This window comes from Streptomyces sp. M92, assembly GCF_028473745.1.
In the GTDB taxonomy this organism is placed as follows: Bacteria; Actinomycetota; Actinomycetes; order Streptomycetales; family Streptomycetaceae; genus Streptomyces.
In genome coordinates this window covers 1,903,898-1,924,204 of record NZ_CP101137.1, presented here as the reverse complement: position 1 = coordinate 1,924,204, position 20,307 = coordinate 1,903,898, and the positions used below count along the sequence as shown (strand labels likewise).

Here is a 20,307-nt window from a genome sequence, read left to right as displayed (position 1 = left end):
ACCCGTGGAAGCCGGAGGGGAATTGCCTCGGCGGCTCGATCCCGCCTTGACGCGCCCGTCCTTCCGTGGCAGACCCTGCACAAGATCACAAGCCGGGGCCGCTAACCTTACGTGTCCGTCCTGGCCAGGGATCGACGGGGATCAACTCACGCGAAGGGTTGCGCACATGGGCATTCTCACTCTCCTGCGGAACGCGTTCGGCCGCTCACGCAAAGAACGAGCCGCCCAGGCGGAGGGTGCGGTGCAGGAGGCGGCACCGCCGGCGCCGCAGCTCCCGTCCCAGCCCACGGCACCCGGGGAGCCGGCCGCCTCCCCGGAGACCGCCCGGCTCCCCGAGCCCCGTCCGGAACCGGCCGCCCCCGACGAACACGAACTCGTCAAGGCCGCCTTCGCCAACCTCACGGTCCCGAAGCCGACGAAGTCCCAGGACCCGGTACCGATCCCGGAAGCCGAGGAAGCGCCGGCTCGGAAGCCGGAAGCAACCCCGCAGACCGAGCCGACAGCGCCCCAGGCCACCAAGCCGACGCCGCCCTCGGAGGCCGAGCCGAAGCCGCAGGCCGAGTCGACGACTGAGCCCGAGCCGACGACTGAGGCCGAGCCGGCGGCGGAGGCCGCGGCGAAGCCGGAGGCCGAGGCGACGGCTGAGGCCGAGCCCGTGCCCCAGCCCGAGGCTGAGGCCGGGCCGGAGCACGACACGAAGCCGAAGACCGAGGCCGAGCCTGCGGCGCAGCAGGAACCCCAGGCTGAGGCGGAGGGCAAGGCCAAGGCGGAACCCGAGGCTGAGCTTGTGGCGAAGCCGGAACCCGAGGCCAAGCCGGAGCCTGTCGCTGAGGCGAAGCCGGAGCCCGAGGCTGAGGCCGAGCCTGAGCTTGTGGCGAAGGCGGAGCCCGAGACTAAGCCGGAGCCTGTCGCTGAGACGGAGCCCGAGGCCAAGCCGCAGCCTGTCGCTGAGGCCAAGCCGGAGCCCGAGACTAAGCCGCAGCCTGTCGCTGAGGCGGAGGGCAAGGCGGAGCCGGAGGCTCAGCCGGAGCCCGAAGCCGAGACGAAGTCGGAGGCCGAGACGGAGCCCGCAGCCAGGCCGGAGGCCGAGGCGGAGGCTCCTCCCTCCCCCGCCCCCACCCCCGCAGCCGCCGACGGCGAGCAGCCCCCACAGGGGCCACCCGCACCCGACGACGAGAGCAGCACGGGTGGTGCGGGTGGGAACCCCGGGGCCGAAGGCGCAGCCGAGGCCCCGAAACCCGCGACACCCCCCACCCACCTCCGCTCCCGCGCCCCCGGCCTCACCACCGCCTACAAGGCCGCCGCCGCCACCCTCAAGAAGCACGACCTCACCGGCACCCGCGCCAAGGTCCACCTCGTCCTCGACCGCTCCGCCTCCATGCGCCCGTACTACAAGGACGGCTCCGCCCAGGCCCTCGCCGAGCAGACCCTCGCCCTCGCCGCCCACCTCGACCCCGAGGCCACCGTCCACGTCACGTTCTTCTCCACGGAAGTGGACGGCACCGGCGACCTCACCCTCACCGACCACGAGAACAAGATCGACGAGCTGCACGCGGCGCTCGGCCGCATGGGCCGCACCAGCTACCACGCCGCCGTCGAGGCCGTCCTCGCCCACCACGCCGAGGAAGCACCCCCCGGCACCCCGGCCCTGGTGGTCTTCCAGACCGACGGCGCCCCGGACGCCAAGACCCCGGCCACCCGGTCCCTCACGGACGCGGCCGCGAACCACCCGAACGTCCACTTCTCCTTCGTCGCCTTCGGCGACCCGGAGAACAAGGCCTTCGACTACCTCCGCAAGCTCAAGACGGGCAACACCTCCCACTTCCTGGCCGGCGAGACCCCCAAGGAGCTCACCGACAAGGAGCTCTACGAGGGCGTACTGGCCACCTGGCGCCCGTAGGGACACGACGGCGGACAGGGAGGCCCGCACCGCCGCCCCCTGTCCGCCCCCCGAAACGCGTGTGAGCCGATCTCCACCGGACCAGTAGGATTTCGCCCATGGCGGCCACTGGAACCGAGAAGCAGGGGGCGAAGGCGTACTACGTCTCGACCCCCATCTACTACGTGAACGACGCTCCTCACCTGGGCCACGCCTATACGACCGTCGCAGGCGACGTGCTCACCCGCTGGCACCGCCAGCGCGGCGAGAAGGTGTGGTACCTCACCGGCACGGACGAGCACGGTCAGAAGATCATGCGTACGGCCGAGGCGAACGGGGTCACCCCGCAGGCCTGGGCCGACAAGCTCGTCACGGAGTCGTGGAAGCCCCTGTGGGAGCACCTCGACATCGCGAACGACGACTTCATCCGCACCACGCAGAAGCGGCACACCGACCGCGTCCAGGAGTTCGTGCAGGACCTGTACGACAAGGACGAGATCTACAAGGGCGGCTACGAGGGCCCGTACTGCGTGGGCTGCGAGGAGTACAAGCTCCCCGGCGAGCTGCTCGACGGCGAGGGCGAGTACGCGGGCCAGAAGCTGTGCCCGATCCACAAGAAGCCGGTGGAGATCCTCAGCGAGGAGAACTACTTCTTCAAGCTGAGCGAGTACAGCGAGAAGCTGCTCGCGCACTACGAGGCCAACCCGGGCTTCATCCAGCCGGAGTCCGCGCGCAACGAGGTCGTGAACTTCGTCCGCCAGGGACTCCAGGACCTCTCCATCTCCCGCTCGACGTTCGACTGGGGCGTGCCGGTCCCGTGGGACGACAAGCACGTGATCTACGTGTGGGTCGACGCCCTGCTGAACTACGCGACGGCGGTCGGCTACAACGAGAACCCGGAGAAGTTCGAGTCGACGTTCCCCGCCGACGTGCACCTGGTCGGCAAGGACATCCTCCGCTTCCACGCGATCATCTGGCCGGCGATGCTGATGGCGCAGGGCCTGCCCCTGCCCGGCAAGATCGCCGCGAACGGGTGGCTGATGGTCGGCGGCGAGAAGATGTCGAAGTCCAACCTGACCGGCATCAAGCCGCAGGACCTGACCTCGCACTTCGGCGTGGACGCGTACCGCTGGTACTTCCTGCGCGCGATCGCTTTCGGCCAGGACGGCTCGTTCTCCTGGGAGGACTTCTCCGCCCGCTACACCAGCGAGCTGGCCAACGACTACGGCAACCTCGCCTCCCGCGTGGCGGCGATGGTCAACAAGTACTTCGGCGGCGAGCTGCCGGCCGCGACGGCCGACGGGGACGCGGAGAAGGCCGTCCACGACGGCCTGACCAAGGCGGTCGCGGAGGCCGACCGGAAGATCGGCGAGGAGCTGGACTTCCAGGGCGGCATCCTGGCGGTCTTCGACTTCGTCAAGCAGGTCAACGGCTACATCACCGAGCAGGAGCCCTGGAAGGTCGCCAAGGACGATTCGCCGGAGGGCAGGGCCCGCCTGGCGACGATCCTCTACACGGCCGCGGAGTCCCTCCGCGCGGTGGCGGTCCTCCTCAACCCGATCATGCCGGACACCTCCCAGAAGCTCTGGGACTCCCTGGGCGCCGAGGCATCCCTCGGCGGCCTCGCGGACCAGAAGGTCCAGGACGCGGCGGACTGGGGCCGGCTGCCGGCCGGTTCGACGGTCACCAAGGGCGCGGTGCTGTTCCCCCGTCTCGAGGAGAAGCCGACCGCGTAACGCACTCGCTACAGCACGGGCCCGGGAGAGGGCAGACCTTCTCCCGGGCCCTGCTCGTTTGCGAGGATCGGACGCGAAACCGGCACACATGGGGGGATCGTCCATGGCACTCTTCGGCAACGCGCACACCGTCAACCCGGCCAAGGCCCAGCAGGACTACGCCCGGCTCCTGGGCCACGGCGAGCAGATCCACGCGGCCTACCTGCTGATCCGCGACACCATCCTGTTCACGGACCGGCGCCTCATCCTGGTCGACAAGCAGGGCATCACCGGCAAGAAGACCGAGTACCACTCGATCCCGTACCGCAGCATCACGCACTTCTCGGTCGAGACGGCCGGCCACTTCGACCTCGACGCCGAACTGAAGATCTGGCTCTCCGGCACCCCGGCCCCGATCGAGAAGACCTTCACCAAGGGCGTCGACATCTACGAGGTCCAGGCGATCCTGACCCAGTTCGTAGCGCGCTGACGCGAGCACCGGGGCCGGAGCGAACGATTCTCCGACCCTCGAACGAGTGAATGCCCCGGCATATGCCGAGCGCTCCTGCCATGACCGCGCTTAATTGGCGCTCATGGTCAAAGCAACACACGAGGCCTCCCACCGGCTCTTCCAGGAGCATTCGGAGGCTCTCGCGCCCGCCTTCGAGGCACTTGGGCTTCCGCCGCCCTCGAAGGACGACTTCGACGAGCTCTCCCCCGACGCCACCGAGATCCGGCCGTTGGAGCGCCGTGTGGACACGGTGCTCAAATTCGCACCTGACATGGGGGAGAACTTCGTGCTCGCCCTCGAGTCACAGACCAAGAAGGACCCCGACAAAGCAAGAAGCTGGTCGTACTACGTCGCGTACCTGTGCGCGAAATACGACCTGCCGGTCGTGCTGGTGGCGGTCTGCCGGGACCGTGCCACGGCAGAGTGGGCCATGGGCCCCTTCGAATGCACCGTGGCCTCCTGGCCGACCCAGACCACCCGGCCGATCGTCCTGGGGCCCCAGACCGTCCCCGAGGTGACCGACGAGGCCACAGTGGCCCGACGCCCGGCATTGGCGGTGCTCTCCGCCATCGTCCACAGCGAGAGCCGCCGTGCGCCCGCCATACTGGAAGCCGTTGCCCGCGGGCTGCTGTCCTTCGAGCCGGACATCACGAGGTACTGGTTCGAATTGGTGGAAGTCGGTCTGGAATCCACTCCGACCAGGGAGAACTGGAGAAAGCTGATGCAGAAGGTTGTCACCCACTTTCCGGGACACAGGACGCTGTTCGAGGAGAAATACCTTGAGGGAAAGGCCGAGGGCGAAGCCCGCGGCGAGGCCAGGGGTGTGCTGCGGGTACTGGAGGTGCGTAACCTGGTGATCACCGACGCCGTCCGTGAGCGGATCGTCACATGCTCCGACCTCACCGTCCTCAACGACTGGCTCGACCGCGCCGGCACGGTGGAACGGGCGGAGGACCTGTTCAGCACCAGCCCCGAGTCGCCTCCGATGCCGGGCCGCTGAACCGAAGTCAGCTTCCCGAGGCGTACGCCACGAACTCGGCCCACGCCTCCGGCACGAGGGCGAGACGGGGACCGGCGTCCCGGTGCTTGGAGTCGCGGACGTGAACGGTGCCGGGGGTGGCGGCGACCTCGACGCAGGAGTCGCCGTCGGGGCCACTGCTGTAGCTGCTCTTGAACCACGCCGGTTCGGAGGCGTCAGCAGCGAGAGCCTTGCGGATCATGTGTCCCCCAGCAGTTGCTCGATGAAGGCCAGCGATTCCCCTGGCGGGAAGGCCTGCGCCCGGATGGTGCCATACCGCAGCTCAAGGATGCGAAGCTGCCTCGGATCGTGCGTCGGGCGGCCGTTGAACGCCCCGTCGGCGCGTCCCACCGCCGTGCCGTCCTCGAACTTCAGTACTTCGATCCTGCCGCTCATGCCTGGGTGTGGTCCACTCTCCATCGGCATCACCTGGAGAGTGACGTTGTTCATCTGCCCCACCTCCAGCAAGCGTTCGAATTGCTGCCGTCGGACCATTGTGCCTCCGACCTTGCGCCGAAGCGTCCCCTCTTCCAGGACGAAGCTCAGCGCGGGCGCGGGAGACCGGTCGAACACGCTTCGCCGAGCAATACGTGCGGCTACTTGGCGCTCCAGGTCCTCCGGTGTGTAGGCAGGCTGCCACGACTCAAGCAACGCCCTGACGTACTCCGGAGTCTGCAACAGCCCGGCGATATTGCTGTTCTCGTACACCCCGATCTCGACCGCTCGAGCCTCCATCTGCGCCAGATCCCGCACCTTCTTCGGATACCAAACCTTCGCCACATCCTCCTTCATCGCGGCGATCAGCCCACCCGCGTCCAACACCTCGTCGGCCATGTCCAGATACTCCGGCCGGGGAATCCGCTTCCCGCCCTCGATCTTGTAGACGAGGTCCTCGCCGTACCCCACCGCCTTGCCGAACTCCCCGGCCCGCATCCCCACGGCCTCCCGGCGCAGCTTCAACTGCCGCCCCACGGTGGCGACCACCGCCACGCCCCACTCGTCGTCCGGGTCCACCTCCCACCCGGGCTCGTCAGCCTCGGTCCTGAGCTGCCGAACCTCACCGTCCACCGACATGCGCGCCCCTCCGTCGTACCACCTGGTGCCAGCCACGCCCTACCCGTACGGCCCGCCCTGACAAGCCCGGACAACACCGGACAACCGGCGGACACTGAGCGGGGGCAACGACCGGAACGCCACGAGTCGGACTCCGGTCGCACCTGCGCTCCCTATGAACTACTCACTGGGAGGAAAGCACCCCACCAAGCCCCTCCCCGCCCTCCCGCCGGGCGCGGTCACTCCCGCGAGTGAATATGCCAACTCGGCTGGATTCGGGGCTGGTTGTCTGCCCTACGCTCAGCGGCGACACAACCACCAGACATGCGACGGCCCCCGCCGGGAGTGGGATCCCAATGCGAGGGCCTGGCCACCAAGGAAGAAGAAGCTTCCCGATGGATGCACAGCACCCTAACGCGCCCGTACTCACCACGTCCCGAACCCCGGACGAAGACCACCCCCAGGAACAGCCCCTCGCAGGCGTCGTCCACGACCACGTCCGCCACACCGAGAGCTTCACGGTGGTCGGCAACCACCTTGTCCAGCACAAGGAAATGTCCCTGCTCGCCATCGGGCTCGCCTGTTACATCCAGTCGGTGCGCCAGGGGACGTCCGTCGACATCAAGTCCCTCGCCGCCCGCTTCCCCGAGGGTCCCACCCGCATCGCCGCCGGGCTGCGCGAGCTGGAGAAGTTCGGTTACCTCCAACGCACGTGTACGCGTACGTCCACCGGCCGGATCGTCACCCGCACGGTCTCCCGCAACAGGCCCGGACACAGCCGCGGCGGCGCCGCACGGGAGACGGCACCCCGTCGCCCCGCCCGGCGCGCGGACCAGGAGAAACCGCCGTCACGCAAGCGCCTCCCCGCCGTGCCCCAGCCGTCGTACCCCGCCCCCGCCCTCCTCCAGGCGGCCGTCGACGTCCTCACCGGCCTGCGTCGCCGCGACCCCCGGCTCCTCCTCTCCGCCACCGACGCCGAACACCTCGCCCCGGGCGTCGCCGCCTGGCTGGAGCGCGAGATCGCCCCCACCGCCGTACGCCACGCCCTGACCGAGAACCTGCCCGACGAGCCCCTGATCCGCCCCGCCGCCTTCCTCGCCCACCGCCTGACCGCCCAGCTGCCGCCCCCACCGCCGCTGCGGCCACCGGTCCCGTCGGCCGCCCCCGAGCCCCGGCACCCCCTCCAGACCTGCGACGACTGCGACCGCGCCTTCCGGGGGCCGGACCCCGGCCGCTGCCGCGACTGCCGAACCGATCGCCCGGAGGGCGCCTAGCATGAACTCGACGATCCTTGCCCGAGCCCGTGGGCACACACGACGAGGAGCGAGCGCCATGACCATCGCCCCGGACAACCCTCAGCAGGGCGCCTCCCACCTGTACCGGGCCATGCGGGACTTCGTTCAGGCCATGGACGACACGCTGCCCGGCAAATTCGAGATCACCAAGGAAGGGATCGTCCACGACATGATGTCGCCCGGAGGGCCGCACGAGGTCACAGCTGCGCACATCAGCCGCCGTCTGGAAAGGATGCTGCCGGACGCGTTGCTGGCCCATACCGGCACACCTGATGTGGAGGACGAGCCCGAAGGCATCATGCGCCATCCCGACGTCATGGTCATCGCATGGGCGGACCTGGACGTCCAGGGCTCGATCGACCCTCGCGCGCTCATCGCCGCCATCGAAGTGGTCTCCCAGTCCAACCCGGAGAACGACTGGGTCACCAAGATGCGCGACTACCCCCTCATGGGCGTCCCCGTTTACGTGATCTTCGACCCCCGTAAGGGCGAGGGCGCGGTCCTCACCGACATCCACTCCACCCCGGACGGCCCCCGCTACGCCACCCGCAAGGACTTCGTCTACGGCGAGGACGTCACCATCGCCGACTGGACCATCTCGACCCAGAACCTGCCGATCTACCAGGGCGAGGACCAGGTGTGACGACGGCGAGGGGCTCGGAACCGCTCAACGGCTCCGAGCCCCTCGCTGCGATACTGCCGCCGCAGGTTACTTCGGCTGCGGCTTGCGCACCGTCAGGTGCAGTTCCCTCAGCCGGGTCTCGTCCAGCTCGGTCGGCGCGCCCATCATCAGGTCCTGGGCGTTGCCGTTGAGCGGGAAGGCGATGGTCTCGCGGATGTTGGGCTCGTCGGCCAGCAGCATGACGATGCGGTCGACGCCCGGGGCGATGCCACCGTGCGGCGGAGCGCCGAAGCGCAGCGCGCGCAGCATGCCGGCGAACTCGCTCTCGACGGTCTCCGCGTCGTAACCCGCGATCTCGAAGGCCTTGAGCATGATGTCCGGCTCGTGGTTCCGGATGGCGCCGGAGGACAGCTCGACGCCGTTGCAGACGATGTCGTACTGCCAGGCGAGGATGTCCAGCGGGTCCTGGTTCTCCAGGGCGTCCATGCCGCCCTGGGGCATCGAGAAGGGGTTGTGGGAGAAGTCGATCTTCCCCGTCTCCTCGTCCTTCTCGTACATCGGGAAGTCCACGATCCAGCAGAACCGGAAGACGTTCTCCTCGAAGTGCCCGGCGCGCTGGGCGGCCTCGACCCGCACCGCGCCCATGATCTTCGAGACCTCGTCGAACTCGCCCGCGCCGAAGAACACCGCGTGGCCGGCGGCCAGGGAGAGCCGCTTGGTCAGCTCCGCGACGTTCTCCTCGGTAAGGAACTTCGCGATCGGGCCGGACAGCGTGCCGTCCTCGCCCACGCGGACCCAGGCCAGGCCCTTGGCGCCCTGCGAGACGGCGTAGTCGCCGAGCTGGTCGAAGAACTTGCGGGGCTGGGAGGAGACGTCCGGCACCGGCAGCGCGCGGACGTGCTTGCCGGCGAAGGCCTTGAACTCCGAGCCCTCGAAGATGTCGGTGATGTCGACGAGCTCCAGCTTGGCGCGCAGGTCCGGCTTGTCGGAGCCGTACTTCAGCATCGCCTCGCGGAACGGGATCCGCGGGAAGGGGGAGGTGACCTCACGGCCACCGCCGAACTCCGTGAACAGCTCGGTCATCAGCTGCTCGATCGGGCGGAAGACGTCCTCCTGCTCGACGAAGCTCATCTCGACGTCGAGCTGGTAGAACTCGCCCGGCGAGCGGTCGGCGCGGGCGTCCTCGTCGCGGAAGCAGGGCGCGATCTGGAAGTACCGGTCGAAGCCGGAGATCATCAGCAGCTGCTTGAACTGCTGCGGCGCCTGCGGGAGGGCGTAGAAACGGCCCGCGTGCAGGCGGGAGGGGACCACGAAGTCGCGGGCGCCCTCGGGGGACGTCGCGGTGAGGATGGGCGTCGCCATCTCGTTGAAGCCCAGGGTCACCATCTTGTGCCGGATCGCGGAGATGACCGCCGTGCGCAGCATGATGTTGCGGTGCATGCGCTCGCGGCGCAGGTCCAGGAAGCGGTACTCCAGACGCCGCTCCTCGTTGACCCCGTCCTCGGTGTTGATGGTGAAGGGCAGCGGCTGGGCGGCGCCGAGCAGCTCGACCTCGCCCACCTCGACCTCGACCTCACCGGTCGGCAGGTCGGGGTTGATGTTGTCGGCGCCGCGGGAGACGACCTTGCCGTCGACCCGAACGGTCGACTCCTTGGTCAGCTTGTCGAGCGCCGCGTACGCCTCCGTGCCCGGCCGGGCGACCAGCTGCGTGATGCCGTAGTGATCACGCAGATCGATGAAGAGGATGCCGCCCAGGTCGCGCCGATTGTGCAGCCAGCCACTCAGCCGGACGTCGGTGCCGACGTCAGAGGAGCGGAGCTCGCCGCAGGTGTGGGACCTGTACCGATGCATCGTCGTTCATCCAGCCTTCGCGGATCGGGAGTGGTGTTTCACGTGAAACGACCAGCGTTGAAACAACCCCAGCGTACCGGGCGGCCGCCCCTGCCTTCCTCCCCATTGGCACCGGGCGAGCGGTGGCAGCGTGCGATCAGACCTTCTTAAAGTGGGGCAATGCGCACCGATGAGCCCCTGCCCGAAGTAGGGGACGTCCTTGCCGCTCTCGCGACCGGTCTGTGGCACTGGAACACGGCCACCGGCGAGGTCACGGTCGACGCGGAGGCGGCCCGGCTGCTCGGGCTGCCCGCCGAGTGCGCCCGGCTCACCGAAGCCCAGGTACGGGCGCGGCTGCACCCCGTGGACTGGAACGAGATCACCGGCGTGGTCCAGCTCGCCGTCGCCGAGGGCACCCTCGCCGAGGTCCGCATCCGGATCATGGACGAGCGGGGCCACATGGTCCGGGTCGTACGCAGCCGCTCCAAGCCGGCGTTCGACCCGGTGCACAAGACGTACGAGCTGACCGGCACCCTCCAGGAGGTGGCCGAACCCAGGCCGGGCACACCCGCCGGACGCAGCGCGGTGACCGGCGAGTGGCGCCGCTCGCGCGAGGCCTTCCTGCTGGACGCGGGCCGGGCCCTGGCCGAGGCCCGGTCCACCACCGAGGTGCTGCGGGTCGCGGCGGGCCTGTCGATGCCGGGGTTCTCCCCGGACGGACTCGCGGTCTTCGGGGTCTCGGGCGACCGTCTCACGGTCATCGGCCACCACGGGCAGCCGCAGAACGACATGAACGCGTTCGTGAACATGCAGCTGGACACGGACTACCCGGCCGCCGAGGTGGTGCGCACCGGCCGTGCCGTCTATCTCTCCTCGCCCGAGCAGTACCGCTCCCGCTACCCCCTCACCTGGCCGCTCGCCGAGCGCTACGGCCGCCGCTCCTGGGCCTTCCTGCCGCTGACGGTGGCGGGCCGCCCGATGGGCGCGTGGATGGCCGCCTTCGCCTACCCGGTGGCGTTCACACCGGACGAGCGCTCGGTGCTGACCACCGTGGCGCGGATGCTGGCGCAGGCCCTGTCCCGGGCGAGCGCCGCCGAGACCCAGCGGGAGCTGACCGACGGACTGCAACGCAGCATGCTGCCCGTGCTCGGCCCGGAGATCCCCGGCATGGGCCTCGCCGCCCGCTACGTCCCCACCGGCGGCGGCCTCCAGGTCGGCGGTGACTGGTACGACATGATCCCGCTGCCCGCGGGGCGCTTCGCCCTGGTCATCGGCGACGTCCAGGGACACGACGTACGCGCGGCCGGCCTCATGGGCCAGCTGCGCATCGCGCTGCGCGCCTACGCCGCCGAGGGGCACCGCCCCGACGCGGTGCTCGCCCGCGCCTCCCACTTCCTGCACGGCCTCACCGCGTCCGACGACGACCCCGGCGACATTCGCTTCGCGACCTGCTACTACGCCGAGGTGGACCCGGCGACCGGCACCGTGGAGAGCGCCCGCGCCGGCCATCTCGACCCCGTCGTCCGGATGGCCGACGGAACGGCACTGATCCGCGCCACCGCGGGCGGGCTGCCGCTGGGCATCGACCCGGACTCCGACTACCCGACCACCCGGCTGGCCCTGGAGCCCGGGGACACCCTGATGCTGTGCACGGACGGCCTGGTCGAGACCGGCGGCCACGACCTGCACTCCGGCTGGGACCGCCTGCGCGTCATCCTGGAGCAGCACGACGGCGACCTGGAGGAGCTGGCCGACGCGCTGGTGCAGGCCGTGCACGGGCCCTCCTCGCACCACACCACCGGCCCGCTCGCCGACCGGCGGGAGGACGACATCGCCCTGCTCCTGCTGTGCCGGCAGGGCGAGGGTTGCGGCTGCGGCGACAGCCCGGTCCTCCGGACGCCGGTGCGCCGCACGATGCTGACGGTCGCCCAGGCCGAACCGGAGCGGATCGCCACCGCCCGGGAGCACCTGCGCGACCTCCTGCACGACTGGCCCAGCGAGGACCAGCTCGACGCTTCGGTGCTGCTGCTCTCCGAGATGCTGACGAACGTCCTGGTCCACACCGACGCCGACGCCCTGCTGGTCGCCGAGGTCACCGGGGAGCCGGGCGAGCGCCGCATCCGGGTCGAGGTCACCGACAACGGCGACGACCTGCCGCACAAGCGCCGCCCGGGGGAGATGGCGTCCTCGGGGCGCGGCCTGATGCTGGTCGAGATGCTCGCCGACGAGTGGGGCGTCGCCCCGCGCGGCGACGGCAAGAGCATCTGGTACGAGGTCTACGAGTCCACGGACCCGGACGCCGGCCGCGGCGGCGGTGGCCCCGACGGCGGCCCGGACGCCGCGTAACGCCCCTGGAGCTCGTGCACGATCCCGAACGCGGCCGCGGTCAGCGGTACGGCGAGCAGCATCCCCAGGATGCCCGCCACCGACGCCCCCGCGGTGAGCGCCAGCAGCACGATCGCCGGATGCATCTGCACGGTCCGGCTCTGGATCATCGGCTGGAGCACGTGCCCCTCCAGCACCTGCACGGCGAGCACCACTCCGAGGGCCCACAGCGCGATGGCGAACCCCCGGTCGGCCAGCGCGACCAGCACCGCCACCGCACCGGAGATGAAGGCGCCGAGGTAGGGGATGTAGGCGCCGACGAAGACCAGCGCGCCGAGCCCGATCGCGCCGGGCACCCGCAGGATCAGCAGGCCCACCGTGATGCAGAAGGCGTCGATCAGGGCGATGAGGGTGGTGCCGCGCATGAAGCCCTCGACGGCGCCGAAGGCCCGCCGGGCCATCGCCTCGACCATGTCGGCGCCGCCGGGCGGGGCGAGGTGGCGCACCGTGGAGACGGCGCGGTCGGAGTCGCGCAGGAAGAAGAAGACGAGCAGCAGGGCGAGCACGGCCATGGCCAGCATCTCGCCGACGACGCTGATCCCGGTGACCACCCCGGAGGCGGCGGTCCCGCCGAACTTCCCGAGCAGCTCCCGCGCGTTGGACGCCATGTCCTCCAGCGAGGTGCCGGCCGCACCGAAGTGGTCGGCGATGTCGCGCGCCGCGTTCCGCAGCGAGGCGATGATCTGGTCGCCGGTCTCGATGAGCGCGGACACCACGATGTACACGGCCCCGCCGACCACGGCCACGACGGCGACGCAGGTGAGCCCGGCCGCCAGCGACCGCTGCACGTGCGCCTTGACCAGCCACCGGTGCAGCGGCCGGAGCAGCGCGGTGCCGAGCAGCGCGAGCAGCGCCGGCGTCACCGCGGTGCGGAACTCGACGCAGAGCCGGATCGCGACGTAGACGACACCGCTGGCGAGGAGGACGACGGCGCACCAGGCGGCGAACCGACGCACCGGGTCGGGAAGCAGGTGCACGTCCCCAGCCGATCACGCACCGGGCGGGCTGTCCTGCGCGGACGGCCCGCCCGGGTGACGGATCACCGGTTCACCTAGAGGCTGCTCCCCGGCCGGCGTCAGGCCTCCGGGCCCGCCTCCGACATGCCGTGCACGGCCGGGACGGTGCCGAGGCGGCCCTTCTGGAAGTCCTCGAAGGCCTGCATCAGCTCGTCCTTGGTGTTCATGACGAACGGGCCGTAGTGGGCCATGGGCTCCCGGATCGGCCGGCCGCCCAGCAGCACGACCTCCAGGTCCGGCGTGTGCGAGTCCTGCTTGTCGTCCGCGCGGACGGTCAGCGAGCCTCCGGCGCCGAAGACGGCGGTCTGGCCGAGGTGGATCGGACGCCGCTCGGCACCGACCGACCCGCGACCGGCCATCACGTACGCCAGGCCGTTGAAGTCCTCCCGCCACGGCAGGGTGACCTCGGCGCCCGGCGCGAGGGTCGCGTGGACCATCGTGATCGGCGTGTGCGTGATGCCGGGGCCCTCGTGGCCGTCCAGCTCACCGGCGATGACCCGCATCAGCGCGCCGCCGTCGGGGGAGGTGAGCAGCTGGACGCTGCCGCTGCGGATGTCCTGGTAGCGGGGGGCCATCATCTTGTCCTTGGCCGGCAGGTTCACCCACAGCTGGAGGCCGTGGAAGAGACCGCCGGACATGACCAGCTGCTCCGGCGGCGCCTCGATGTGGAGGAGACCGGAGCCGGCCGTCATCCACTGGGTGTCGCCGTTGGTGATGGTGCCGCCACCGCCGTTGGAGTCCTGGTGGTCGAAGACCCCGTCGATGATGTAGGTGACGGTCTCGAAGCCGCGGTGCGGGTGCCAGGGCGTGCCCTTGGGCTCCCCGGGCGCGTACTCCACCTCACCCATCTGGTCCATCATGATGAACGGGTCGAGGTGGCGGTAGTTGATCCCGGCGAACGCGCGGCGAACCGGGAAGCCCTCGCCCTCGAAACCGCTGGGCGCGGTCGTGACGGTGAGCACGGGACGTGCGACGGCGTCGGCGGACGCGGATACGCGGGGCAGCGTCAGCGGGTTCTCGACGGTCACGGCAGGCATGTCGACCTCCTCGGGCGGCGTGCGCCCCACTTTAGTTGAGCGTTGAACTTCTTGCCACCCAGAACCGCGAAAGCCCGGAGGGCATTCCCTCCGGGCTCGCACAGCGCCATCGGCGACGCCTAGCCGTACATCCGGCGCATCGCGAAGTCGACCATCTGCTCCACGGCCTTCGCGTCGAACACCATCCGGTGCTCGCCCTCCATGTCGAGCACGAAGCCGTAGCCGGTCGGCAGGAGGTCGATCACCTCGGCGCCCGTGATCACGAAGTACTTGGACTCCTTGCCCGCGTACCGGCGCAGCTCCTTGAGGCCGGTGAACATGGGGATCACCGGCTGCTGGGTGTTGTGCAGCGCGAGGAAGCCGGGGTTGTCGCCGCGCGGGCAGTAGACCTTCGAGGTGGCGAAGATCTGCTGGAAGTCCTCGGCGGACATCTGACCGGTGGTGAAGGCACGCACCGCGTCCGCGAGCGAGGGCGGGGACGGCTCGGGGTACAGCGGCGGCTGCTGCCCGTAGCCACCGGACATCGGCTGCTGCGGCGGGGCGTACTGCTGCTGCTGTTGGCCAGCGGTCTGGTCGTAGCCGTACATGCCGCAAAGACTAGCGAGTGACGGGTCACAGATGACCGGCTCGGGGTTGCTTCTTATTACCGACGGGTAGCATCATCGTAGCTACTGCTTGGTACGCGCAGTCGGTATGTGTACAGATGCGAGGATTCAGTGCCTCGCCGATCTCTCAACGGAGCCGTCGCCATGGGGCACTACAAGCCGAATCTCCGGGACATCGAGTTCAACCTCTTCGAGGTGCTCGGCCGCGACAAGGTCTACGGCAGCGGCCCGTTCGCGGAGATGGACACGGACACCGCCAAGAGCGTCCTGGAGGAGCTGACCCGCCTCTCGGAGAACGAGCTGGCCGAGTCCTTCGCCGACGCCGACCGCAACCCGCCGGTCTTCGACCCCGAGACGAACACCGCGCCGGTCCCGGCGTCCTTCAAGAAGAGCTACCAGGCCTTCATGGACTCCGAGTACTGGCGCCTGGGCCTGCCCGAGGAGATCGGCGGCACCACCTCGCCGCGCTCGCTCATCTGGGCGTACGCGGAGCTGATCCTCGGCGCGAACCCGGCCGTGTGGATGTACTCCTCCGGCCCGGCGTTCGCGGGCATCCTCTTCGAGGAGGGCAACGAGGTCCAGAAGCACATCGCCTCGATCGCCGTCGAGAAGCAGTGGGGCTCCACCATGGTCCTCACCGAGCCGGACGCCGGCTCGGACGTGGGCGCCGGCCGCACCAAGGCGGTCCAGCAGGAGGACGGCTCCTGGCACATCGAGGGCGTGAAGCGCTTCATCACGTCCGGCGAGCACGACATGTCGGAGAACATCCTCCATTACGTCCTCGCCCGCCCCGAGGGCGCCGGCCCCGGCACCAAGGGCCTGTCGCTCTTCCTCGTCCCGAAGTACGAGTTCGACTTCGAGACCGGCGAGCTGGGCGAGCGCAACGGCGTCTACGCCACCAACGTCGAGCACAAGATGGGCCTGAAGGCCTCCAACACCTGCGAGATGACCTTCGGCGACCGCCACCCCGCCAAGGGCTGGCTGATCGGCGACAAGCACGACGGCATCCGCCAGATGTTCCGCATCATCGAGTTCGCCCGCATGATGGTCGGCACGAAGGCGATCTCCACCCTCTCCACGGGCTACCTCAACGCCCTGGAGTACGCCAAGGAGCGCGTCCAGGGCCCCGACCTGGCCAACTTCATGGACAAGTCGGCCCCCAAGGTCACCATCACGCACCACCCGGACGTCCGCCGCTCGCTGATGACGCAGAAGGCGTACGCGGAGGGCATGCGCGCCCTCGTCATGTACACCGCCTCGGTCCAGGACGAGATCCAGGTCAAGGAGGCGAACGGCGAGGACGCCGCCACCGAGCACGCCCTCAACGACCTGCTCCTGCCGATCGTCAAGGGCTACGGCTCGGAGAAGGCCTACGAGCAGCTCGCGCAGTCGCTGCAGACCTTCGGCGGCTCCGGGTTCCTCCAGGAGTACCCGATCGAGCAGTACATCCGCGACGCCAAGATCGACACCCTCTACGAGGGCACCACCGCGATCCAGGGCCAGGACTACTTCTTCCGGAAGATCGTCCGCAACCAGGGCGCCGCGCTGAACTCGCTCGCCGAGGACATCAAGAAGTTCCTCGCCCTCGGCACCGGCGGCGAGGAGCTGTCCGGCGCCCGCGAGCACCTCGCCAAGGCCGCCGTCGAGCTGGAGGCCATCGTCGGTCTCATGCTGACCGACCTCGCGGCCACCGAGCAGGACGTCAAGAACATCTACAAGGTCGGGCTGAACACCACCCGCCTCCTGCTGGCCTCCGGCGACGTGATCGTCGGCTACCTGCTCCTCAAGGGCGCCGCCGTCGCCGCCGAGAAGCTCCCGACCGCGTCCGCCAAGGACAAGGCCTTCTACACCGGCAAGATCGCCGCCGCGAAGTTCTTCGCCGCGAACGTCCTGCCCGGCCTCACCCTGGCCCGCAAGGTCGCCCAGGGCGTCGAGCTGGACCTGATGGAGCTGGACGAGGCCGCGTTCTAGGTCCCGCCCTCCACGAACTCCACACACCGGTACGAGGGCCCGCTCCCGCTCCACGGGAAGCGGGCCCTCACACGTCGTTAAGGTGAACCCATGAGCGCACCCTCCCGCTTCGACCGCGGCCACACCGACGACCTGATGACCTTCCTCGCGGCGAGCCCCACGCCGTACCACGCCGTGGCGAACGCCGCCGAGCGGCTGGAGAAGGCCGGCTTCCGGCAGGTCGCGGAGACGGACGCCTGGGAGGGGACGAGCGGCGGCAAGTACGTGCTGCGCGGCGGCGCGATCGTGGCCTGGTACGTCCCCGAGGGCGCCGAGCCGCACACCCCCTTCCGCATCGTCGGCGCCCACACCGACTCCCCCAACCTGCGCGTGAAGCCCCGCCCCGACACCGGTGCGTACGGCTGGCGCCAGGTCGCCGTGGAGATCTACGGCGGACCGCTGATGAACTCCTGGCTCGACCGCGACCTGGGCCTGGCCGGCCGCCTCACCCTGCGCGACGGCTCGACCCGCCTGGTGAACGTCGACCGCCCGCTGCTCCGCGTCCCCCAACTCGCCATCCACATGGACCGCAACGTGTCCGCGGACGGCCTCAAGCTCGACAAGCAGCGCCACCTCCAGCCCGTCTGGGGCCTCGGCGACCCGGTCCGCGACGGCGACCTGATCTCCTTCCTGGAGGAGGAGACCGGTCTCACGCGCGGCGAGGTCACCGGCTGGGACCTGATGACCCACTCCGTGGAGCCCCCGGCGTACCTGGGCCGCGACCGGGAGCTGGTGGCCGGCCCGCGCATGGACAACCTCCTGTCCGTGCACGCCGGTACGGCCGCCCTGGCCGCCGTCGCGGCCTCCGGCGCGGACCTGTCGTACATCCCCGTGCTGGCCGCCTTCGACCACGAGGAGACCGGCTCCCAGTCGGACACGGGCGCCGACGGCCCGCTCCTCGGCAGCGTCCTGGAGCGCTCGGTGTTCGCGCGCGGCGGCACGTACGAGGACCGCGCCCGTGCCTTCGCCGGCACGGTCTGCCTGTCCTCCGACACGGGCCACGCCGTCCACCCCAACTACGCGGAACGGCACGACCCGACCCACCACCCGCGCGTCAACGGCGGCCCCATCCTCAAGGTCAACGTCAACAACCGCTACGCCACGGACGGTTCGGGCCGCGCGGTGTTCGCCGCCGCCTGCGAGAAGGCGGACGTCCCCTTCCAGACCTTCGTCTCCAACAACGCCATGCCCTGCGGAACCACCATCGGCCCGATCACCGCGGCCCGGCACGGCATCAGCACCGTCGACATCGGCGCGGCGATCCTCTCGATGCACAGCGCACGGGAACTGTGCGGCGCCGAGGACCCGTACCTGCTGGCCAACGCGCTGGTGGCGTTCCTGAGGCCGTAGGACCGAGGCGGAACGAGGGCCCACGGCATGGTGGTTGAGACCCGGGGTACCCGCACGGAACCGGATCGACCGGAAACCCGGAACCGACCGGATCTGACAGGGAGGCAACACTCATGGGCCTCGGCGGGTGCATCATCCTCATCGCCGTGGGAGCCATCCTCACGTTCGCGACCGACTGGGACATGCAGGGCGTCAACCTCGACCTGGTCGGTGTCATCCTCATGGCCGTCGGCCTCATCGGTGTAGCGACGTTCAGCAGCATCGCCCGACGCCGCCGCGTCGTGATGCCGCCGACGACCCCGGTCGTCGAGGACCGGCCCCACCACCACACGCGTGACGGCTACAGCGACGGCTACGGCGCCTGAGCGGCGCCGTTGCGTGCCACGCGTCCAGGCCGACGGGGGCAGCGGGCAGACGGCCCGCCCCGGAGCCCGTCCCCCTCGGCGGTCTGCCGTCCCGATCTCCCTCCGCGTGACCTCAGTGGCCCTCTGGGTGCCGTCGCAGGAAGACGTTGCAGTCGGTCACGGTCGTCATGTCGCCCACGGCTCGCGCACGGTTCCGTACCGCAGTGAGTTCGGCGCACCCCGCGCACCCCTCGACCGCTGTCGGTTCCTGGTCCAGGCACAGCGGCAGTTCGACGGGTGGCGTGCTGTAGCGCGTAGGTACGGTCATGACGGCATCGTGGCTCACCCTTGAGGACGTATCTCCCCGGTACGCCGGACAGTTGGAGCTTTGGGCCCTACCTTCGAGAAAAGCCCAAAAGGCCCGGGTACGGGGGTTGACTTGAACGACGCTCTTCAGCTCGCCATGAACGACGCGGGGTTGTCCGCCCGACAGCTCGCGTACCGGGCCGGGGTATCTGCGAAGCAAGTGGAACGATGGCTGAGCAATCCTGATCTCACACCACACGCAAGGAACCGAGCGGACGCCTGCCGGGCGCTGGGAGTGGACGAAGAGATGTTGTGGCCAAAGGCTGTGCAAGACCGCGTCAAGACCGGGACCGATCGCGAACTGGTGCACAGCTACCCGTACCGGTCCGCATGCCCGTCGACGGTCTGGGCCGAGCTCGCGGAATCGGCCGACGTCGACCTCTTCCTCGCGGGCTACACGAACTACTTCTTCTGGACCCAGGTGCCGCACTTCGCCGACACGGTCCGACGCAAGGCGGAGTCGGGATGTCGTGTGCGGTTCCTGCTCGGCGATCCGAACGGTGATGTGACCCGCCAGCGAGAGACCGTCGAAGACGTGGCCCTCTCCGTTTCGACGCGCATCAGCATCACGCTGGAACACCTCGACCGCTTGGGACCGCTGGAGGGGTTGGAAACACGCTTCTCCGCTGCGCAGGACGCCATCAACCACGTCAGCCTGTCCGTGTTCCGGTTCGATGACGATGCCCTGGTGACACCCCACCTCGCACGGTTGGTGGGGCACGACTCCCCGCTGTTGCATCTGCGGCGGCACGGCAGCGGAGGCATGTTCGACCGATTCGCGGAGCACAGCGAGGAGCTGTGGAAGCGTGCTGAGCCACGGAACCCGGAACCCGCACCCCGCAGGTGACCGGTGCCCGGTACCGGCTTCACGTCAGCGCGTGCCCCGTCGTCGCATCCACGTGGTCGGGCACCTCGTCGTGCCGGTCGCCCACGGTCGATGTCCCTGTCGGTTCGAGGAGCAGGATCGCGGTGGCGGCGGGGGCGTACGGCTTGTGTTCTGTGCCGCGCGGGACGGTGAAGACCGAGCCCTTGGGCAGGACGACCGTGCGTTCACCGTCGGGTTCGCGCAGGGCGATGTGCAGTTCGCCGTCGAGGACGAGGAAGAACTCGTCGGTGTGGTCGTGCACGTGCCAGACGTGCTCACCCTCGACCTTGGCGATGCGGACGTCGTAGTCGTTGACGGCGGTGACGATGCGGGGGCTCCACTGTTCGGTGAACGACGCGAGGGCGGAGGCGAGGGAAACGGGTTCCTGTGTCATGACGTCATCGTG

General features: G+C 69.6%; 19 protein-coding genes. 11 read left to right on the top strand and 8 right to left on the bottom strand.

The features are described from left to right. Window positions 1-166 precede the first annotated feature (166 nt). The 4 genes from M6G08_RS08720 to M6G08_RS08705 all read left to right on the top strand — a co-directional run bounded on the left by M6G08_RS08720 (window position 167) and on the right by M6G08_RS08705 (window position 5,105). Window positions 167-1,900 (top strand): VWA domain-containing protein, encoded by a 1,734-nt coding sequence (locus M6G08_RS08720; RefSeq protein WP_272586600.1) that lies wholly within the window; start codon window positions 167-169, stop codon window positions 1,898-1,900. 98 nt (window positions 1,901-1,998) lie between these two features. Beyond that, window positions 1,999-3,615, top strand: coding sequence for a methionine--tRNA ligase (gene metG / locus M6G08_RS08715; protein WP_272586599.1), 1,617 nt, complete (start codon window positions 1,999-2,001; stop codon window positions 3,613-3,615). Window positions 3,616-3,718: 103 nt separating this feature from the next. Continuing rightward, window positions 3,719-4,084 (top strand): PH domain-containing protein, encoded by a 366-nt coding sequence (locus M6G08_RS08710; RefSeq protein WP_073726254.1) that lies wholly within the window; start codon window positions 3,719-3,721, stop codon window positions 4,082-4,084. Between the two features lie 103 nt (window positions 4,085-4,187). Further along, window positions 4,188-5,105, top strand: coding sequence for a hypothetical protein (locus M6G08_RS08705; RefSeq protein WP_272591293.1), 918 nt, complete (start codon window positions 4,188-4,190; stop codon window positions 5,103-5,105). 7 nt (window positions 5,106-5,112) lie between these two features. Here the strand turns inward: M6G08_RS08705 and M6G08_RS08700 are convergent, their stop codons facing one another. Both M6G08_RS08700 and M6G08_RS08695 read right to left on the bottom strand, forming a co-directional pair. Continuing rightward, window positions 5,113-5,325: a DUF397 domain-containing protein gene (locus M6G08_RS08700; RefSeq protein WP_272586598.1), complete on the bottom strand. Its 213-nt coding sequence runs from the start codon at window positions 5,323-5,325 to the stop codon at window positions 5,113-5,115. Continuing rightward, entirely contained in the window at window positions 5,322-6,197 is an 876-nt protein-coding gene (locus M6G08_RS08695; RefSeq protein ID WP_272586597.1) for a helix-turn-helix domain-containing protein, read from the bottom strand. The genes M6G08_RS08700 and M6G08_RS08695 overlap by 4 nt, the downstream gene beginning before the upstream one ends. A 374-nt stretch (window positions 6,198-6,571) precedes the next feature. Between M6G08_RS08695 and M6G08_RS08690 the strand changes: the two genes are divergently transcribed. Further along, window positions 6,572-7,450, top strand: coding sequence for a helix-turn-helix domain-containing protein (locus M6G08_RS08690; RefSeq protein ID WP_272586596.1), 879 nt, complete (start codon window positions 6,572-6,574; stop codon window positions 7,448-7,450). Between the two features lie 58 nt (window positions 7,451-7,508). Next, window positions 7,509-8,114 carry a Uma2 family endonuclease gene (locus M6G08_RS08685; RefSeq protein ID WP_272586595.1) on the top strand — a complete coding sequence of 202 codons (606 nt, stop codon included), beginning with the start codon at window positions 7,509-7,511 and terminating at the stop codon, window positions 8,112-8,114. Window positions 8,115-8,180: 66 nt separating this feature from the next. On the opposite strand, the gene aspS is transcribed toward M6G08_RS08685, so the two are convergent. Then, window positions 8,181-9,944 carry an aspartate--tRNA ligase gene (gene aspS, locus M6G08_RS08680; RefSeq protein ID WP_272586594.1) on the bottom strand — a complete coding sequence of 588 codons (1,764 nt, stop codon included), beginning with the start codon at window positions 9,942-9,944 and terminating at the stop codon, window positions 8,181-8,183. Between the two features lie 159 nt (window positions 9,945-10,103). Here aspS and M6G08_RS08675 point away from each other — a divergent pair, with 159 nt between their 5' ends. Further along, window positions 10,104-12,269: a SpoIIE family protein phosphatase gene (locus M6G08_RS08675; RefSeq protein ID WP_272586593.1), complete on the top strand. Its 2,166-nt coding sequence runs from the start codon at window positions 10,104-10,106 to the stop codon at window positions 12,267-12,269. On the opposite strand, the gene M6G08_RS08670 is transcribed toward M6G08_RS08675, so the two are convergent. From M6G08_RS08670 to M6G08_RS08660, 3 genes are all read right to left on the bottom strand, one after another. Beyond that, on the bottom strand, window positions 12,200-13,285 hold the full coding sequence (locus tag M6G08_RS08670) for an AI-2E family transporter (protein ID WP_272586592.1): 1,086 nt from the start codon (window positions 13,283-13,285) through the stop codon (window positions 12,200-12,202). The genes M6G08_RS08675 and M6G08_RS08670 overlap by 70 nt on opposite strands. Before the next feature lie 98 nt (window positions 13,286-13,383). After that, on the bottom strand, window positions 13,384-14,361 hold the full coding sequence (locus M6G08_RS08665; protein WP_272586591.1) for a pirin family protein: 978 nt from the start codon (window positions 14,359-14,361) through the stop codon (window positions 13,384-13,386). 119 nt (window positions 14,362-14,480) lie between these two features. Beyond that, entirely contained in the window at window positions 14,481-14,948 is a 468-nt protein-coding gene (locus tag M6G08_RS08660) for an SseB family protein (protein WP_107477858.1), read from the bottom strand. A 162-nt stretch (window positions 14,949-15,110) separates the two neighbouring features. On the opposite strand from M6G08_RS08660, the gene M6G08_RS08655 reads away from it, so the two are divergent. The 3 genes from M6G08_RS08655 (at window position 15,111) to M6G08_RS08645 (ending at window position 18,691) form a co-directional block, all read left to right on the top strand. Then, a complete protein-coding gene (locus M6G08_RS08655; RefSeq protein ID WP_272586590.1) occupies window positions 15,111-16,937 on the top strand; it encodes an acyl-CoA dehydrogenase in 1,827 nt (608 codons plus the stop codon). A 90-nt stretch (window positions 16,938-17,027) separates the two neighbouring features. Further along, a complete protein-coding gene (locus tag M6G08_RS08650; protein ID WP_272586589.1) occupies window positions 17,028-18,326 on the top strand; it encodes a M18 family aminopeptidase in 1,299 nt (432 codons plus the stop codon). Between the two features lie 113 nt (window positions 18,327-18,439). Further along, complete coding sequence (locus tag M6G08_RS08645; RefSeq protein ID WP_272586588.1) at window positions 18,440-18,691, top strand: DUF6458 family protein; 252 nt, start codon at window positions 18,440-18,442, stop codon at window positions 18,689-18,691. A 112-nt stretch (window positions 18,692-18,803) separates the two neighbouring features. On the opposite strand, the gene M6G08_RS08640 is transcribed toward M6G08_RS08645, so the two are convergent. After that, a complete protein-coding gene (locus M6G08_RS08640) occupies window positions 18,804-18,998 on the bottom strand; it encodes a hypothetical protein (protein WP_272586587.1) in 195 nt (64 codons plus the stop codon). Window positions 18,999-19,283: 285 nt separating this feature from the next. Between M6G08_RS08640 and M6G08_RS08635 the strand changes: the two genes are divergently transcribed. After that, window positions 19,284-19,883 carry an XRE family transcriptional regulator gene (locus tag M6G08_RS08635; protein WP_336299028.1) on the top strand — a complete coding sequence of 200 codons (600 nt, stop codon included), beginning with the start codon at window positions 19,284-19,286 and terminating at the stop codon, window positions 19,881-19,883. 19 nt (window positions 19,884-19,902) lie between these two features. Here M6G08_RS08635 and M6G08_RS08630 read toward each other — a convergent pair whose 3' ends face one another. Further along, entirely contained in the window at window positions 19,903-20,295 is a 393-nt protein-coding gene (locus M6G08_RS08630) for a cupin domain-containing protein (protein WP_272586585.1), read from the bottom strand. Window positions 20,296-20,307: the final 12 nt, after the last annotated feature.

Bases quoted from the DNA above. Each gene is read 5' to 3' on its own strand.
- M6G08_RS08720 (WP_272586600.1), top strand. From the start codon at position 167: ATGGGCATTCTCACTCTCCTGCGGAACGCGTTCGGCCGCTCACGCAAA.
- metG (WP_272586599.1), top strand. From the start codon at position 1,999: ATGGCGGCCACTGGAACCGAGAAGCAGGGGGCGAAGGCGTACTACGTC.
- M6G08_RS08710 (WP_073726254.1), top strand. From the start codon at position 3,719: ATGGCACTCTTCGGCAACGCGCACACCGTCAACCCGGCCAAGGCCCAG.
- M6G08_RS08705 (WP_272591293.1), top strand. From the start codon at position 4,188: ATGGTCAAAGCAACACACGAGGCCTCCCACCGGCTCTTCCAGGAGCAT.
- M6G08_RS08700 (WP_272586598.1), bottom strand. From the start codon at position 5,325: ATGATCCGCAAGGCTCTCGCTGCTGACGCCTCCGAACCGGCGTGGTTC.
- M6G08_RS08695 (WP_272586597.1), bottom strand. From the start codon at position 6,197: ATGTCGGTGGACGGTGAGGTTCGGCAGCTCAGGACCGAGGCTGACGAG.
- M6G08_RS08690 (WP_272586596.1), top strand. From the start codon at position 6,572: ATGGATGCACAGCACCCTAACGCGCCCGTACTCACCACGTCCCGAACC.
- M6G08_RS08685 (WP_272586595.1), top strand. From the start codon at position 7,509: ATGACCATCGCCCCGGACAACCCTCAGCAGGGCGCCTCCCACCTGTAC.
- aspS (WP_272586594.1), bottom strand. From the start codon at position 9,944: ATGCATCGGTACAGGTCCCACACCTGCGGCGAGCTCCGCTCCTCTGAC.
- M6G08_RS08675 (WP_272586593.1), top strand. From the start codon at position 10,104: ATGCGCACCGATGAGCCCCTGCCCGAAGTAGGGGACGTCCTTGCCGCT.
- M6G08_RS08665 (WP_272586591.1), bottom strand. From the start codon at position 14,361: ATGCCTGCCGTGACCGTCGAGAACCCGCTGACGCTGCCCCGCGTATCC.
- M6G08_RS08660 (WP_107477858.1), bottom strand. From the start codon at position 14,948: ATGTACGGCTACGACCAGACCGCTGGCCAACAGCAGCAGCAGTACGCC.
- M6G08_RS08655 (WP_272586590.1), top strand. From the start codon at position 15,111: ATGGGGCACTACAAGCCGAATCTCCGGGACATCGAGTTCAACCTCTTC.
- M6G08_RS08650 (WP_272586589.1), top strand. From the start codon at position 17,028: ATGAGCGCACCCTCCCGCTTCGACCGCGGCCACACCGACGACCTGATG.
- M6G08_RS08645 (WP_272586588.1), top strand. From the start codon at position 18,440: ATGGGCCTCGGCGGGTGCATCATCCTCATCGCCGTGGGAGCCATCCTC.
- M6G08_RS08640 (WP_272586587.1), bottom strand. From the start codon at position 18,998: ATGACCGTACCTACGCGCTACAGCACGCCACCCGTCGAACTGCCGCTG.
- M6G08_RS08635 (WP_336299028.1), top strand. From the start codon at position 19,284: ATGTTGTGGCCAAAGGCTGTGCAAGACCGCGTCAAGACCGGGACCGAT.
- M6G08_RS08630 (WP_272586585.1), bottom strand. From the start codon at position 20,295: ATGACACAGGAACCCGTTTCCCTCGCCTCCGCCCTCGCGTCGTTCACC.